Genomic DNA, 14673 nt, shown 5'->3' on the forward strand with positions numbered 1-14673 from the left:
TTCCCATATGAGAATATGTGCATATAAAGATTGGAAGTGAAAAAATGAATGAATTAATGAATATCTTCAAGACCCTCTCTGATGAAACAAGAGTGAGAATCATCATGCTGATCCATTTTGATGAGCTGTGCGTCTGCGAAATCAGCGGCATCCTCGATGTCACTCAGCCTACGGTATCAAAAGGGCTGTCTAAGCTGAGAGATCTAGGCCTTGTCACGGATACGAGGAGAGAGAAATATGTTTACTATAAACTTCGGGAAGATGATGAGGTACTGAAAAACATCGTATCCGATCTTGCTGAAAATCTTGAAAAGTATCCTGTACTCCTTAATGACTACAATAAAATTTCCACAAAATGGAAATACAGCAATACCCCAACAGCAATCGATGAAAATATTCTAGCTTAAAGCTTTCAAGGAGAATCTCATGTTTATATTTGAATTTATCAATAATCAGCTTTTAAAAATGCAGTGGCTCTATGATCTTGTGGAGAGCCTTGTGGTCAATGTATTTGGTCTCAGCATGAATGAGCGGCTTGGAGCCAGTGTCCACTTCTTCATCTATGATGTGGTGAAGATCTTTATCCTCCTCTCTGCACTCATCTTCATGATTTCCTATATTCAGAGTTTTTTCCCTCCAGAAAGAACCAGAAAGATCCTCGGAAATTTCAGCGGCATCACAGCAAATATCCTTGCAGCCCTCCTGGGCACTATAACCCCTTTCTGCTCCTGCTCTTCAATCCCTTTATTCATCGGATTCACAAGTGCAGGGCTTCCCATCGGAACGACCTTTTCCTTCCTCATATCCTCCCCGCTGGTGGATCTTGCGTCAGTCATTCTTCTTGCCAGTATTTTCAACTGGAAGGTTGCCCTTGCCTATGTTGTTGTTGGACTTGTCCTTGCCGTCATCGGCGGAACGATCATCGGCAAGCTGAAGCTTGAAGCCCATGTTGAATCCTTTGTCTTCGCAAACAACATGGAAGCGGCAGAAGAGGAATCTCTGACAAAACGAGAAAGAATCGAATTTGCAAAGGACCAGGTTCTGGACATCATAAAGAAAGTCTGGATATATGTCCTCATCGGAGTCGGAATCGGCGCTGCAATACACAACTATATCCCAGAAACATTCATCACTTCACTGCTTGGTGCCGATAACTGGTGGTCAGTTCTTGTGGCAACCGTTGTAGGTATTCCCATGTATGCCGACATCTTCGGAACACTCCCTATAGCAGAAGCCTTAATTACTAAGGGAGTCGGACTAGGAACCGCTCTGGCATTCATGATGGGTGTCACGGCACTGTCTCTTCCATCCCTCGTCATGCTCTCAAAAGTCATCAAGCCAAAGCTTCTAGCAATATTCTTTGCCATTGTGTCCATAGGAATCATCATCATCGGCTATGGTTTCAACGCCTTCAGCTACCTGTTCATTTAGTTAACCCAAATCATAATATATATTAAGGAGAGATCATCACATGAAAATCAAAGTATTAGGATCCGGTTGCAAGAACTGCGTAAACCTCACAGCAAATACCGAAGAGGCATTAAAGGAACTCGGTATTGAGGCTGAAATCATCAAAGTAACAGATTTTAAGGACATAGCATCCTACGGAATCATGTCAACTCCAGGACTTGTCATCGACGAACAGGTCGTATCCTACGGAAAAGTTCTTAAACCAGCTGCAATAAAGGAAATTCTCGAGAAGAGATAGTCCTTATGAAAAAGCACTGTGGATCGTAAAGATTCACAGTGCTCTTTTCATATTCTGAAATATTACAATGATATGATTTTAAGATGCTAACCTTAAATACCAGCTGGTTCACTTCTTTGAAGTGTCCTGTGTCAGTTCAGCTCTTTGAACTGCTGCACTAAGTCAATTAAGTTCCTTAAATTGCCCTGTAACGATATATATGGTCCATTCGCAGATGTTGGTGGCATGGTCCCCGTTACGCTCAAGATACTTGATGACAAACTGCAGATCCCCCGCAAGCTTAAGCAGGCTCGGATCATCACTTGCCTTGTCGAAGAGTTTCCTTATGATGTCCGCTGTCATCACATCAATCTCATCATCGAGCTTTGTAAGCTCAAGCGCAGAATCCTTGTCTTTTGCCACGAAGCTGTCCAGTGACTGGGCTATGAAGTCAAGAACCAGCTGTGTAAGTTTAAGAAGATCCTCATTGATGAGATCTTTATTGAGATCATGATTCTTTATGGTAAACTCAGCAATATCCTTGGCATGGTCGCCCATTCTTTCAAGATCGGTGACGATCTTGATTATGGTGAAGATATTTCTCAGATCCGATGCTACAGGACCCTGGGTTGCGATGAGTCTTATGGCATCATCCTCGATGCCTCTCATGAGATCGTTGATGTGGATATCTTCTCTTATGACCATCTCAGCAAGCTTCAGATCATTTTCCACAAGTGCCTTGATGGAGCGTCTGATCTGGGTTTCCACAAGAAATCCCATTCTCAGAAGATTGTTGTTCATGTGGCTGATTGTCAGTTCAATACTATTCAGTGTCATCTCATCTTCTCCTTTAGCCGAATCTTCCGGTGATGTAGTCTTCTGTACGCTTGTCCCTGGGGTTTGTAAAGAGCGACTTGGTGTCGCCGTATTCGATCATCTCCCCCATGAGGAAGAAGGCAGTTCTATCTGATATTCTTGCCGCCTGCTGCATGGAGTGGGTGACGATGGCAATGGTGTATTCATTCTTCAGGCTTTCCATGAGCTCTTCGATCTTCGCCGTTGCAATGGGATCCAGTGCCGATGTGGGTTCATCCATAAGGATGACATCAGGCTGAACAGCCAGAGCTCTCGCGATGCAGAGACGCTGCTGCTGCCCGCCCGAGAGTCCATAGGCATTATCATTTAACCTGTCCTTCACCTCATCCCATAGAGCTGCACTCTTGAGACTTGTTTCTGCAATCTCCATGAGAAGCGCCTTGTCCTTCAGTCCATGGATCTTTGGCGCATAAAGGACATTTTCCAGTATGGATTTAGGAAAGGGATTCGGCTTCTGGAACACCATCCCCACCTGAGTTCTCAGCTCCTCCACACGAAGCTCCTTCGTGAAGATATCGCTTCCGTGATAGAGAATCTCCCCTTCTGTGCGGACGATGGGGATATTTTCAACCATTCTGTTGAGTGTCTTGATGAAGGTGGATTTACCGCATCCGGAAGGACCGATGATTGCAGTGACTTCGTTCTTGTAGATATCCAGATTGATTTTCTTCAGGGCGGGTGCGCTACCATACCAGAGACTTAGATCTCTGACCTGAAATACCGCTTCTTTATTTTCGTTATTCATAGCGTCTCCTTTAAGTTAAAATTTCTTCTCGAATTTATTTCTGATGAATATCGCGACGGAGTTCAAAAGAAACAGCACGATAAGTAGAACGACGATTGTTGCTGCTGCAAGATTCGCATACTCTGGCGTGAGTACGGTATCAAGGGTCCAGTAGTAGATCTGTATGGGCATTGTGGTAAAGTCATCCATGACGCTCTGCGGAATCTTCATGATGAGTGTAGGAATACCAAGAACCACAAGAGGTGCTGTTTCGCCGATGGCTCTTGAAACGCCTAGAATGAATCCAGTCAGCATACCTGGCAGTGCAACCGGGATGACAACCTTACTCACCGTTGTCCATTTATCCGCACCGAGGGCATAGGAAGCTTCTCTTAGGAATCCGGGCACTGCTTTAAGCGATTCCTGCGCGGCCACCACAACTATGGGAAGGACAAGTAGTGACATGGTGAGGCCACCGGCCAGTATACTTCCCCCAAGACCAAGGAGCCTTGAAAACACTGCAAGTCCAAGAAGTCCGAATATGACTGAAGGGACGCTGGCAAGGTTACTCAGGTTGATGTTGATGAAATCTTTTAGTTTACCGGGCTTTGCATATTCCTCGAGATAGATGGCCGTTGAAACGCCTAGAATAAAGGTAACGGGGATAACGATGAGCATCATGTAGACTGTCCCCATGATTGCCCCGAAGATTCCCGCTTTTTCAGGGAATATGGAGAGATTTCCACGAAGAAAATCAAGATCCAGCCAGCCTATACTGTCCTTTACGATATCAAAAAGAAGAAACACAAGAACCAGAAGGGTGAGGAGAATCGATAAGGCAAACAGATTTTTGATCAGACTGCTGAGCTTCACTCTTCTTCCGATCTGTCTTCTGTCCGCTTTAAAAGACAGCTTGAAAGGACGGGACATCTCTTTTTCTTTTCTTATTTCCAGTTTATTCGCTTCCATCAATATGCCTCCCTGTACTTCTTAGAGATATAATGCGCAAACTGATTCATCAGCATAGTGAAGAGAAAGAGAATGAGTCCCACTGCATACAGGCTGTAGTATCCTGTGGTGCCGCTGGCGGCATCTCCGCTTGTGAACTCCACGATATAGCCTGTCATGGTCTGCATGGACTGTGTGATATCAAGCGTGAACGCTTTAGAGCTTCCGCTTGCTATGGTCACAATCATGGTCTCTCCGATGGCTCTTGAGATGCCAAGAACGATGGATGCCATGATTCCGGAAATCGCAGCCGGTATGACGACCTTAAGCGCCACCTCAAGTCTCGTTGAGCCAAGCCCGAGTGCGCCTTCCTTCATGATTTCCGGTACGGCGTTCATGGCATCCTCGGATAAAGACGCGACCATGGGTATGATCATGATACCCATGACAAGGCCAGGGCTCAGCGCATTTTTCGCCTCAAGTCCGGGAATGAGATTCATCAGCATCGGTGTGACAAACGAGTAGGCGAAGAATCCATAAACAATCGTAGGAATTCCGGCAAGGATTTCAAGCATAGGCTTAACGAGCTTTCTCACCTTGTCCGAGGCGAACTGGCTGAGATAGACTGCCGCGGCAAGTCCTACAGGCACAGCCACAAGCATTGCAATAAATGAAGTTGTAATGGTACCCACAAGAAGCGGAATGAATCCGAATCTCGGATTTTTATTAAGGGGTGCAAGATCCGTACTCAGTATTTCAGATACGGGTACCGCACTGAAGAACCTGACAGCATCAGTAATCAGGGTCAGGATGATCCCGAAGGTCGTGAATACGGATATCAGCGCCATGATGAGCAGAAATCCAGGGACGATTTTATCCATGATCCGCTTCTTTTCTTTTACTCTTTTTTGAATCATCTCTCTAACTTTTGTCTGATTCTCCATAGAAATCTCCTTTTTGATTCTTTACGCAAGCAAAGGATGAGAGAATACTCTCTCATCTTTAATGCCTTCAATCATCTTGTCGTTTATTACTTCAGATTTTCCAGTGTCTCCATATATTCTGCATGTTTCTCAGCAGGTAGTGGTGCAAATCCGTTCTCTCCCGCAAGCTTCTGTGCACCTTCTTCTGAAACTACAAACTTTGCATAGTCCAGTATCTGAGGAGCAGCCTTTGCCTTGTCAAGATCAAGGTAAGTATAGACAAGTCTTGTGAAGCCTGCATAGTCAAGATCCGATCCGATGGTGTCAAGTGTAGGTTCTACCCCACCGTTTCCAAAGTCCACCTTCACCGCTGTCAGCTTGTCTGTGTTGCTGGCATAATATCCATATCCGAAGAATGCGATGGCGTTCTTGTCTTTTGAAACAAGATCCACAAGGGTGGAGTATTCCTGCTGAAGATTGACCGTGGAAACCAGTTCCTGTTCATCCAGAATCACTTCATAGAAGAATTCGTAGGTTCCGTGATTTTCGTTCGGTCCGAAGAACCTGATCTCTTCGCTTGGCCACTCCGAACGGATGTCTGACCACAAGACTTTATCATCCGCTTTAAATTTTCCGGAAATATACATATCCACGATTTCTTCCTGTGTCATTTCTGCAGCCCATGTATTTTCCTTGTTGATGACCATGGTCAGGCCATCATAGGCCAGTTCTATTTCCATGATGTTCTCGCCCATTTTCTTTCCGGCAGCTTCAAGCTCAGCAACTTCTGTGTCCTTGATTTTTCTTGAAGCATCTGCAAAGTCCAACTCTCCAGCAATGAACTTCTTCAGTCCCGCGCTTGAACCTGCTCTACCTACCTGAACGCTGACACCTGATCCAGCTCCCGTCATGTAGTTCTCTGCGATGTTTGCCATGAGGGGATAAACTGTTCCGGATCCGTCTACAATGACAGAACCTTCAAGATCAGATGGAGCCTCTGAAGACGGTGTCTCCGGATTACCTGCGGGCGTCTCCTCGTTTGCGGAAGTACCGCAAGCTGCAAGCAGTGCCACCATAGCGATTGATGATATGATACCTGAAATTTTCTTATTCATTGATTTCCTCCTATAACTTATGATCATTACTTTCTTCTGCATGCACAATCTGTGCTCTACAATCTGAATTATAGATTCAGATTGTTTTGCCCAGATTGTCTTCAGGTTATATCCTTGTTAAGACATCTCCTCTCCCATTTATCCGCAGGAAACGTTTAACATCCTCAGTTACAACGCTTTTATCTCCTTCCACTGCACCTGTTCAAAGAATAAATATCAGGTAGTACACCTGTTTTTCATCGTCACAGTCTCTTAACAAACATCATCGAAGTGTTAAAATCCGCTTCATCAATCTGTGCTACATTAGGATTAGTGAATGGCCATCATTGTCACTCTGATGGCGAAAAAGAGGTGGAATCATGTCAAAGAAAGGAAACATCAATAAAAATATCCCCGTCTGCAATGTGGATCTTAAGAGATATTCAGGCATCTGGTTTGAGATCGCAAAGCTCCCCGCAAGAGGTCAGAATGGTCTTTCAAATGTTACGGCTACCTATACTCCCAAGAAAAACGGAAAAATCAGAGTCATCAACAAGGGCTACAGAGATGGCAGAAAAAAAGGGATAAAAGGATATGCCTGGCCAAGAGACAGGAGCTGCAGAGGCGGTCTCTATGTCCGGTTCTTCTGGCCGTTCAAAAGCGAGTACAATGTGATCAGGCTTGCATCTGATTACCGCTATGCCGTAGTTGCAGGAGAAGATAAGGATTCTCTTTGGATTCTTTCAAGAAAGCCGGAGATGAACATGCAGGATCTTGAGGATATTCTGTACTTTGTAAAGGCTGAAGGATTCAATGTGAGAAAGCTTGTGCATACCCCCCAGAGCGGGAAGAGAAGATTATGAGCATCCTTGCAGCACTTCTCGAGAAGTGGAAAATCGTAAGCCTCATCCTCATCCTCCTCATCGCAGCTCAGATGATCTTTATAAAGTCACGCTGGCAGTTCTATCCCATCTATGTTCTCACAGCACTTTTTCTGATCATCGCTCTGCTCAATCATAATTCAGTCATTGAGCCTGGCAGGCCAGCCAGCAGGTGGATTCTTGGTTTTTTCATTCTTCTACTTGTCCTGTCCACTTTAATCCTTCTGATTTTTCCCAAAGAGAAAATCCCTATGCCCACGGGAGAGTATGAGGTGGGTACAAGGATCTATGAGCTGGAAGATACAGAGAGAGAAGAGTACTACACAGAAGATCAGGCTGATCACAGAAGAATCAAATATCAGATCTGGTACCCTGCAGAAAGCACTGAAGGACATAAAAAAGCAAAATGGATTTCGGATGGAAAAACCCTTACAAGGCAGCTGGCAAAAAGCTTTCACCTTCCCTATTTTGTTCTTGATCACACAGCTCTCATAGATTCAAACTCATATCTTGATGCTCCGGTACTCCCCTATAAAGCTGAGTATCCCGTTGTCATCCTCTCACACGGCTGGCAGGGGTTCAGAGAACTTCATACGGATTTTGCCGAGGAGCTTGCATCTCACGGATTCATCGCTGTATCCATAGATCATACCTACGGTTCACAGGCTGTAACCTTTGCAGATGGCTCTAAGGCTTTTCTTAAACCGTCAGCTCTTCCTTCACAGGCAGATCGAGCAAGATTCGGAAGCTCCTCGGAGCTTCTTGTAAGAACTTATGGAGAAGACGTAGGCAGTGTTCTTAATGATCTTGAAAGAAAGAATGAAGAAGACAGCCTCCTTGGCGGTAAAATGGACCTTTCAGATATCGGGCTTATAGGCCACTCCACCGGAGGCGGCGGCAGCGTCTACATCTCCCTTAAGGATTCCCGGATTAAAGCACTTATGGGACTCGATGCATGGCTTGCTCCTGTCGAGAACGCTCTGCTTAGCCAAGGCCTTGATATGCCATCACTTTTCCTTCGAAGTGAACAGTGGAAGATCGGTCCCAATAACTATTCTCTGGATACGCTCATGAAAAACTCCATGGATTCTAAACTCGTCCAGATGAGAAGGACAACCCATATCGATTTCACCATGGCCTACATGTACTCTCCTCTGACAAAATATATCGGCTTTACAGGAAATGACGACAGAAGAATGTCTTCAGAAATCCAGAGGGCAGCAGCAGTTGCTTTTTTCGATCATCATCTGAAATCAGGTGCCGAAGAATCCGGAGATTATCTTGAGGAAATCTCTGAAAAATATGAGGACTTTGTTCCAGTCAATTGATAAACAGGGAAAGAGAAAAGTCTTCGGAAAATCCGGAGCCTTTTCTCTTTCCTATTTATGTGATACTTGTATTTCTGTCCCAGTGTCTGTGCTGAGCAACTGTTTCGAGGAATTTATCCGGAGCAATCTTCATACGGTCCTCTGTGAGCACACCCGGCTGATTTTTCATGTCCGGTTTCAGCAGTTCAGCACCTCTTGCTGTAACTGCCATAGGTTTAAAGTGCATAAATGTCTCCTCTATGTACTTCATGGTTTCCTTCTTCACCTTATCGCTGGCACCCTTTCCGATATCCACATAGATTCCGTCAAGCAGTACCGCATGGGTTGTTGTGAAGGTCTCCTTAGGTTCGATCTGACCTCCCGACTGATCCTTAACCGGTGAAAGACTTTCGCTGATGACAGTGCACTGAACTTTCGCGTTTTTCAGCGTATTCATGGTATCATCCAGTGCCTTTCTATCGTATCCTTCTCCGACAATGAATCCGATCTTCAAGGTATCCGGTTTCCTGATGGTGCTTTCCTGACTCAGTGCAGGAGAGACTTTATCGTACTTCACCTGTTCGCCAGTCGGCGGATCCACTCCGATGTTCTTTGCCACCTCAGTCATCATGTCGATATTGACATGTCCGAACATTTCCACAACCTGCTGGCGGATATCCTTGTTTGAGACTTTTCCCAGCTCAAAGGAGAACGCCTCAATAATATGCTTCTTCTCGATGTCACTCATACTGTTGTAGAACATGGCCGTCTGGGAGAAATGATCCTTGAAGCTGTCGCTTCTTGCACGGATCTTTCTGGCTTCTATCTTTTCCATGTACGGCTCGAAACCGCCCTCTTCAGGACTGGTCACATCGGGCTTATTGCCTGCTATGCTGTTGTTGTGATAGGCGACTCGACCTTTATTGATGGTCGTTCTATGATAGCCGTCCCGCTGATTGTTGGTAAACGGCACGATGGGTCTATTGATCGGAATTTCATGGAAATTCGGTCCACCAAGTCTGATGAGCTGGGTATCTGTATAGGAGAAAAGTCTTCCCTGAAGAAGCGGATCGTTTGTGAAGTCTATTCCTGGAACGATATGTCCTGGATGGAATGCTGCCTGCTCCACTTCAGCAAAGAAATTATCCACATTCCTGTTTAGTGTGATCTTACCGAAGAACCTGATCGGGAAATCCTCTTCCGGCCAGAGCTTTGTGGGATCCAGGATATCGAAGTCGAACCTGTCTTCTTCTCCCTCAGGAATCATCTGAACACCAAAGTCGTATTCCGGGAAGTCTCCGCGCTGAATGGCTTCCTGAAGGTCTTTTCTGTTGAAGTCGGGATCCTTTCCGGCAATCTTCTGCGTCTCATCCCATACCAGTGAATGGATGCCAAGCTTCGGTTTTAGATGGAACTTCACAAAGGTCGACTTTCCTTCCGCATTGATGAATCTGAAGGTATGAACGCCAAAGCCTTCCATCATGGCATAGCTTCTTGGAAGAGCTCTGTCGGACATGGCCCAGATGACTGTGTGGGCAGATTCCTGATTGTTCGCCACAAAATCCCAGAAGGTATCATGCGCTGCCGATGCCTGGGGTACCTCGTTGTGCGGTTCTGGCTTGATGGCGTGCACAAGATCCGGGAACTTTATTGCATCCTGAATGAAGAATACCGGCATATTGTTTCCGACGATGTCGTAGTTTCCTTCCTGAGTATAGAACTTCATCGCGATCCCACGCACATCTCTTATGGTATCTGCGGAACCTCTAAAACCGACAACGGTTGAAAATCTCACAAACATCGGTGTTTTCGTTCCAGGCTCCTGAAGAAAATGCGCTTTGGTAAACTCCTTCATGGACTCTGTCAGTTCAAATACACCATGTACGCCCGTTCCTCTTGCATGAACGATTCTCTCAGGTATACGTTCATGATCGAAATGGGTCAGTTTCTCTCTGAAATGAAAATCCTCCATGAGGGTCGGACCTCTTTCTCCTGCTTTCAGGGAGAACTCGTCCTCAGCCATTTTCAGTCCCTGATTTGTGGTGAGGCTTCCTTCCTTGTCATCTACAGTAAACTGCTCAAGCTGCTCGTCCTTCTTTGTCTTCTCCACAGGCTTTTCGCTATTGGGCGGCTTATCCTGCGCCATCTTCTTTTCCTCTTCGCTCATCTTATCCATGTTTTCTCCTGCAATGGGCGATCTTATGGGGTCTTTTCTCATTTCCTTGTCATGTTTGTTATCCATTCTTATCTCCTTTCTCATGACTCCTGATTCCTTATGGAGCCTTCAGATTCTTCCGTCTGAAACAGTGTCTTTTTCTCTTTGACGTTCATTCGTCAGCTAACTTTATCCTAATCAAAAAATGTCATCATAACGTGACAACGGTGTTAACGTTTCCTTAATTGATCAATAGCCTATTCTCTTCAGCCTGAATGGTTCTTTAATGCAGACTGATCTGTCATTTCAGATTCCGGGCAAAAAAAATACAGACGGTCGCATAAGTGATCGTCTGTATTGATACTTGTTCAGTTATTAAGGTCCATACTAGAATTTTTCTGCTATGGTCTTCAAGATGACATAAGATGACATGGCACCTGGGTCTTCATGACCGATGCTTCTCTCACCTAAGTAGGATGCGCGGCCTTTCTTCGCAATGATTGTTTTTGTGTAGGCTACGCCTTCTTCAGCTGCTTTAACCGCCAGGTCCATAGCTTCTCTTGTGGAGGCTCCTTCTGCAACGGCTTTTTTGAGTGCTTCCAGTGCGGGTTCAATGGCATCCACCATGGTTTTTTCTCCTACAACTGCCTTTCCTCTGCTCTTCACGCCTTCAAGAGCCGCTTCGAGCATGTTCATAAAGTCGCTAAGGTCAAGATCGGTTTTTCCTGCTACGATCTTTGAAGCATTAAGAAATGCTGTGCCGTATAAGGGTCCTGCTGCCCCGCCCACTTTTGAAATGAGTGCCATACCTACAGCTTTCAGGATATCTGCAGGGGTTTCAAGTGTAGCAGTTTCCAGCTTTTCCTTCGCAGCCTGAAATCCTTTATTCATGTTCAGACCATGGTCGCCGTCCCCGATGGCAGCATCCAGTTGTGTCAGGTATAGTTTCTTTTCAGCGATCACCTCTGCTATGGCAAGGATAACCTCTTTAACTTTTTCTGTGTTCGCCATGCTTTAAGTCCTCCTTATGTAGTTTCTACAGGCATTTAAGTGCTGGTGTATCCGCTTCTGCATCAAACAGTTCTTTCAGCTCATCATCCAGTTTAAGCAGTGTGACGGAGAAACCTGCCATTTCAAGGGAAGTCATATATTCTCCAACCATTGATCTGTAGACTTTTATGCCCTTCTCTTCCAGTATCTCATGAACTCTCTTGTTCACGATGTAGAGTTCCATAAGTGGTGTGGATGCAAGTCCATTGACCATAACCACAACTTCGCTTCCGCTGTAGTCGATGTCGGCTAAAATCTTACCTACAAGATGGTCTACCATCTCATCAGCTGTCTTCAGTGTTTCTCTGTGTGTTCCTGGTTCTCCATGAATACCCATACCGACTTCGATCTCATTTTCACCTAGGGTGAAGTTAGGCTCGCCTGCTGCCGGAACGATACATGGTGTAAGTGCAAGACCCATGGATCTTACATTTTCGATGACCTTCTCTGCCACTCTCTTGACTTCGTCAAGCTCAGCGCCTGTTTCGGCTTTTGCACCAGTGATCTTATGCACAAGAACTGTTCCTGCAATTCCTCTTCTACCTGTTGTCCAGGTGGAATTCTCAACAGCAACGTCGTCGTTTACGACTACATAGTCAACCTTGATGTCGTCAGCCTCTGCCATTTCCTTTGCCATTTCAAAGTTCATGATGTCTCCTGTGTAGTTCTTTACAATCAGAAGTGCACCCTTTGGTCCGGCTGTTGCCTTGATCGCTTCGTAAACCTGGTCCGGTGTTGGGGATGTGAATACTGCACCTGCAACAGCGCCGTCAAGCATACCCTTACCTACAAAACCTCCATGGGATGGTTCATGTCCTGAACCTCCTCCGCTGACAAGGGCTACCTTACCCTCCACCGGAGAATTCTTTCTTACAAGAACCTCAAATCCATCGAGTTTCCTCACGTGGTCCGGATGAGCATACACCATACCCATCAAGAGTTCGTCTACTACATTGTTCGGATCATTGATAACTTTTTTCATGTTGACCTCCTTGGATTGTTTTTTTGAAAACCTTTACGAATAGATGATAATAAAAACCAGACGACAAGAACATCAGTCCGGTGTTTAACCTTCATATTAATTTTCTAACTAAAGCATAGTAATGTCAATTGAGAATAGGTAAATAATTAATTAATAATTAAGATAATTAACATCATGGCAAAGATTATTCTCAATTATCATGAAATCTTTAAAACTTTCTGCTCGCCATCATATCTACGGGCATAAAAAAATCAGCGAAGACGCGTAAGCATCCTTGCTGATTTGGTTTTTGCCCATCAGGGCTTTATTATCTTCTTCTTCTTGCAGCGGCTACTTCAAACTTGGCTTTTCTGCCTGACAGTTTAAGACCGTTACATCCGTCCATGATCTCATCCTCAGTTCCACTGATGACATCAACAAAGCTGAACTTTGTAAGAATGTCTATGGTTCCGATACTTTCAGCTTTCAGCTTGGTATTGGTGAGAATGAAGTCGATGAGCTTTCTTGGTGTGAGTTTGTCCATGGAGCCTACAGTGATGAACAGTCTGACGAACTTCTTAGGAGTTTCCAGAACATTGACCTTATAGTCAAAGCTCAGTTCTTCCTTATAAAGCATCTGCATCAGGGCTGCCGCCACATCTTCCACATTGAAAGTCTCTTTTATTTCTTCAATGACCGGATAGAACTTCTTGTAATTCTCTGTTGAAAGTTCCTTTACGATCTTGTCCTTGAAAGTTTCGTTCTTTGTCTTGAAGATATCTTCAAGAGTTGGAATTTCTTTCTTTGTGATCTTGCTCTTTGTGACCTTCTCGATCTGCTTAAGGAATCCGAATTCTCTCGAATTGACCAGTGAGTAGGCGATACCTTCACGGTTTGCTCTTCCTGTTCTACCGATTCTGTGTACATAAGACTCGATATCCTGTGGGAGGTCATAGTTCACCACATGTGACAGGTTGTCAATGTCGATTCCTCTTGCTGCAACGTCAGTTGCTACAAGGAACTTGAGCTTTCTGTCCTTGAACTTCTTAAGTGTTGAGATTCTGATGTTCTGGCTCATATCACCATGCATACCGGCAGCGTTGTATCCTCTGTCGGATAGACTGCTGACCAGTTCATCAACATTTCTCTTGGTTCTGCAGAAGATCAGTACTGATTCCATATCTTCAGAATCCATGATTCTGCATAGGGTCTCGAAACGGAACTGTTCTCTCACTTCGTAGAAGTACTGGGATATTGTGGACACAGTCATAGACTTTACAGCCACTTTGATGTGCACACGGTCTTCTCTCATGTACTTCTTTGAGAGTCTCTTATATTCTTCAGGCATTGTTGCGGAGAAAAGCATGGTCTGCTTATCGCTGCTGGTTCCTGCCATGATGGTTTCGATATCTTCAACAAATCCCATGTTCAGCATTTCATCCGCTTCATCAAGAACTAAAAAGTCCACATGATCAAGTTTCAGAATTCTTCTTTCCATGAGGTCGATGACTCTACCAGGAGTTCCGACAACGATATCCACGCCTCTTCTTAATGCACGAATCTGCGTGTCAATGCTGGAACCGCCATAAACCGCCAATAGCTTTACGCCAGTATGTTTCGCGATTCTTTCCACTTCTTCACTGACCTGAATGGCCAGTTCTCTTGTTGGTGCCAATATAATGGCACTGACTGTCCCCTTCTTTTCGAGCATACTCAGCATTGGTGCTGCAAAAGCTAAAGTTTTACCTGTTCCGGTCTGCGCCTGACCGATGACATCTTTGCCTTCCAGGATGACGGGAATGACTTCTCCCTGAATTCCTGAAGGTGTTTCGTAACCCATGGCGCTAATCCCTTTAAGTACACTTTCGCTTAGCCCTAGGTCAATAAATTTCATTTCTTCCATATTTACCTCTTTTTTTGTATTTTTGCGTTTTAGAATTTTCCATAAAAAAACCTCGCAGTTTGTGTGCTGCAAGGTGTTGATAAATCATATCTACTAAAATTATGTAATATCCTAAACCACTGATGTATTATACCATTAATGTTTTAGAAAGGCAATGCCTTTTA

14 protein-coding genes are annotated in these 14673 nt (G+C 44.8%); 5 read left to right on the plus strand and 9 right to left on the minus strand.

Going from position 1 to position 14673, the window contains the following annotated elements; genetic code table 11:
- Nucleotides 1-44: 44 nt before the first annotated feature.
- From RTX25_RS07845 to RTX25_RS07855, 3 genes are read left to right on the plus strand one after another with little or no spacing between them, the layout of a single operon-like run.
- Nucleotides 45-407 carry a metalloregulator ArsR/SmtB family transcription factor gene (locus RTX25_RS07845; protein ID WP_312652463.1) on the plus strand — a complete coding sequence of 121 codons (363 nt, stop codon included), beginning with the start codon at nucleotides 45-47 and terminating at the stop codon, nucleotides 405-407.
- A 19-nt stretch (nucleotides 408-426) separates the two neighbouring features.
- Nucleotides 427-1431, plus strand: a complete 1005-nt coding sequence (locus tag RTX25_RS07850; protein WP_312652465.1) for a permease — start codon at nucleotides 427-429, stop codon at nucleotides 1429-1431.
- Between the two features lie 40 nt (nucleotides 1432-1471).
- The gene (locus RTX25_RS07855; RefSeq protein ID WP_312652467.1) at nucleotides 1472-1708 is read left to right on the plus strand and encodes a thioredoxin family protein; all 237 of its coding nucleotides are present in this window, start codon (nucleotides 1472-1474) and stop codon (nucleotides 1706-1708) included.
- A 162-nt stretch (nucleotides 1709-1870) separates the two neighbouring features.
- On the opposite strand, the gene phoU is transcribed toward RTX25_RS07855, so the two are convergent.
- The 5 genes from phoU to RTX25_RS07880 form a co-directional block, all read right to left on the minus strand.
- Nucleotides 1871-2524, minus strand: coding sequence for a phosphate signaling complex protein PhoU (gene phoU, locus RTX25_RS07860; RefSeq protein ID WP_312652469.1), 654 nt, complete (start codon nucleotides 2522-2524; stop codon nucleotides 1871-1873).
- A 13-nt stretch (nucleotides 2525-2537) separates the two neighbouring features.
- Complete coding sequence (pstB, locus tag RTX25_RS07865; protein ID WP_312652471.1) at nucleotides 2538-3308, minus strand: phosphate ABC transporter ATP-binding protein PstB; 771 nt, start codon at nucleotides 3306-3308, stop codon at nucleotides 2538-2540.
- Nucleotides 3309-3323: 15 nt separating this feature from the next.
- Nucleotides 3324-4256 carry a phosphate ABC transporter permease PstA gene (gene pstA / locus RTX25_RS07870; protein WP_397428531.1) on the minus strand — a complete coding sequence of 311 codons (933 nt, stop codon included), beginning with the start codon at nucleotides 4254-4256 and terminating at the stop codon, nucleotides 3324-3326.
- Nucleotides 4256-5179, minus strand: coding sequence for a phosphate ABC transporter permease subunit PstC (pstC, locus tag RTX25_RS07875; protein ID WP_312652473.1), 924 nt, complete (start codon nucleotides 5177-5179; stop codon nucleotides 4256-4258). Before pstC ends, pstA begins: the two co-directional genes overlap by 1 nt.
- 86 nt (nucleotides 5180-5265) lie before the next feature.
- Nucleotides 5266-6273 carry a PstS family phosphate ABC transporter substrate-binding protein gene (locus RTX25_RS07880; RefSeq protein WP_312652474.1) on the minus strand — a complete coding sequence of 336 codons (1008 nt, stop codon included), beginning with the start codon at nucleotides 6271-6273 and terminating at the stop codon, nucleotides 5266-5268.
- Between the two features lie 359 nt (nucleotides 6274-6632).
- Here RTX25_RS07880 and RTX25_RS07885 point away from each other — a divergent pair, with 359 nt between their 5' ends.
- Together RTX25_RS07885 and RTX25_RS07890 are read left to right on the plus strand one after the other, a co-directional pair.
- Nucleotides 6633-7115, plus strand: coding sequence for a lipocalin family protein (locus RTX25_RS07885; RefSeq protein WP_312652476.1), 483 nt, complete (start codon nucleotides 6633-6635; stop codon nucleotides 7113-7115).
- Nucleotides 7112-8461 carry a hypothetical protein gene (locus RTX25_RS07890; protein WP_312652478.1) on the plus strand — a complete coding sequence of 450 codons (1350 nt, stop codon included), beginning with the start codon at nucleotides 7112-7114 and terminating at the stop codon, nucleotides 8459-8461. Before RTX25_RS07885 ends, RTX25_RS07890 begins: the two co-directional genes overlap by 4 nt.
- 55 nt (nucleotides 8462-8516) lie before the next feature.
- Here the strand turns inward: RTX25_RS07890 and RTX25_RS07895 are convergent, their stop codons facing one another.
- The 4 genes from RTX25_RS07895 to RTX25_RS07910 all read right to left on the minus strand — a co-directional run bounded on the left by RTX25_RS07895 (nucleotide 8517) and on the right by RTX25_RS07910 (nucleotide 14509).
- Nucleotides 8517-10682, minus strand: coding sequence for a catalase (locus tag RTX25_RS07895; protein WP_312652479.1), 2166 nt, complete (start codon nucleotides 10680-10682; stop codon nucleotides 8517-8519).
- Between the two features lie 300 nt (nucleotides 10683-10982).
- The gene (gene dhaL, locus RTX25_RS07900) at nucleotides 10983-11606 is read right to left on the minus strand and encodes a dihydroxyacetone kinase subunit DhaL (protein ID WP_312652481.1); all 624 of its coding nucleotides are present in this window, start codon (nucleotides 11604-11606) and stop codon (nucleotides 10983-10985) included.
- 25 nt (nucleotides 11607-11631) lie between these two features.
- Entirely contained in the window at nucleotides 11632-12627 is a 996-nt protein-coding gene (gene dhaK, locus RTX25_RS07905) for a dihydroxyacetone kinase subunit DhaK (RefSeq protein ID WP_312652483.1), read from the minus strand.
- A gap of 307 nt (nucleotides 12628-12934) precedes the next feature.
- Nucleotides 12935-14509 carry a DEAD/DEAH box helicase gene (locus RTX25_RS07910; RefSeq protein WP_312652485.1) on the minus strand — a complete coding sequence of 525 codons (1575 nt, stop codon included), beginning with the start codon at nucleotides 14507-14509 and terminating at the stop codon, nucleotides 12935-12937.
- Nucleotides 14510-14673: the final 164 nt, after the last annotated feature.

The organism is Proteiniclasticum sp. (assembly GCF_032054185.1).
Classification (GTDB): domain Bacteria; phylum Bacillota; class Clostridia; order Clostridiales; family Clostridiaceae; genus Proteiniclasticum.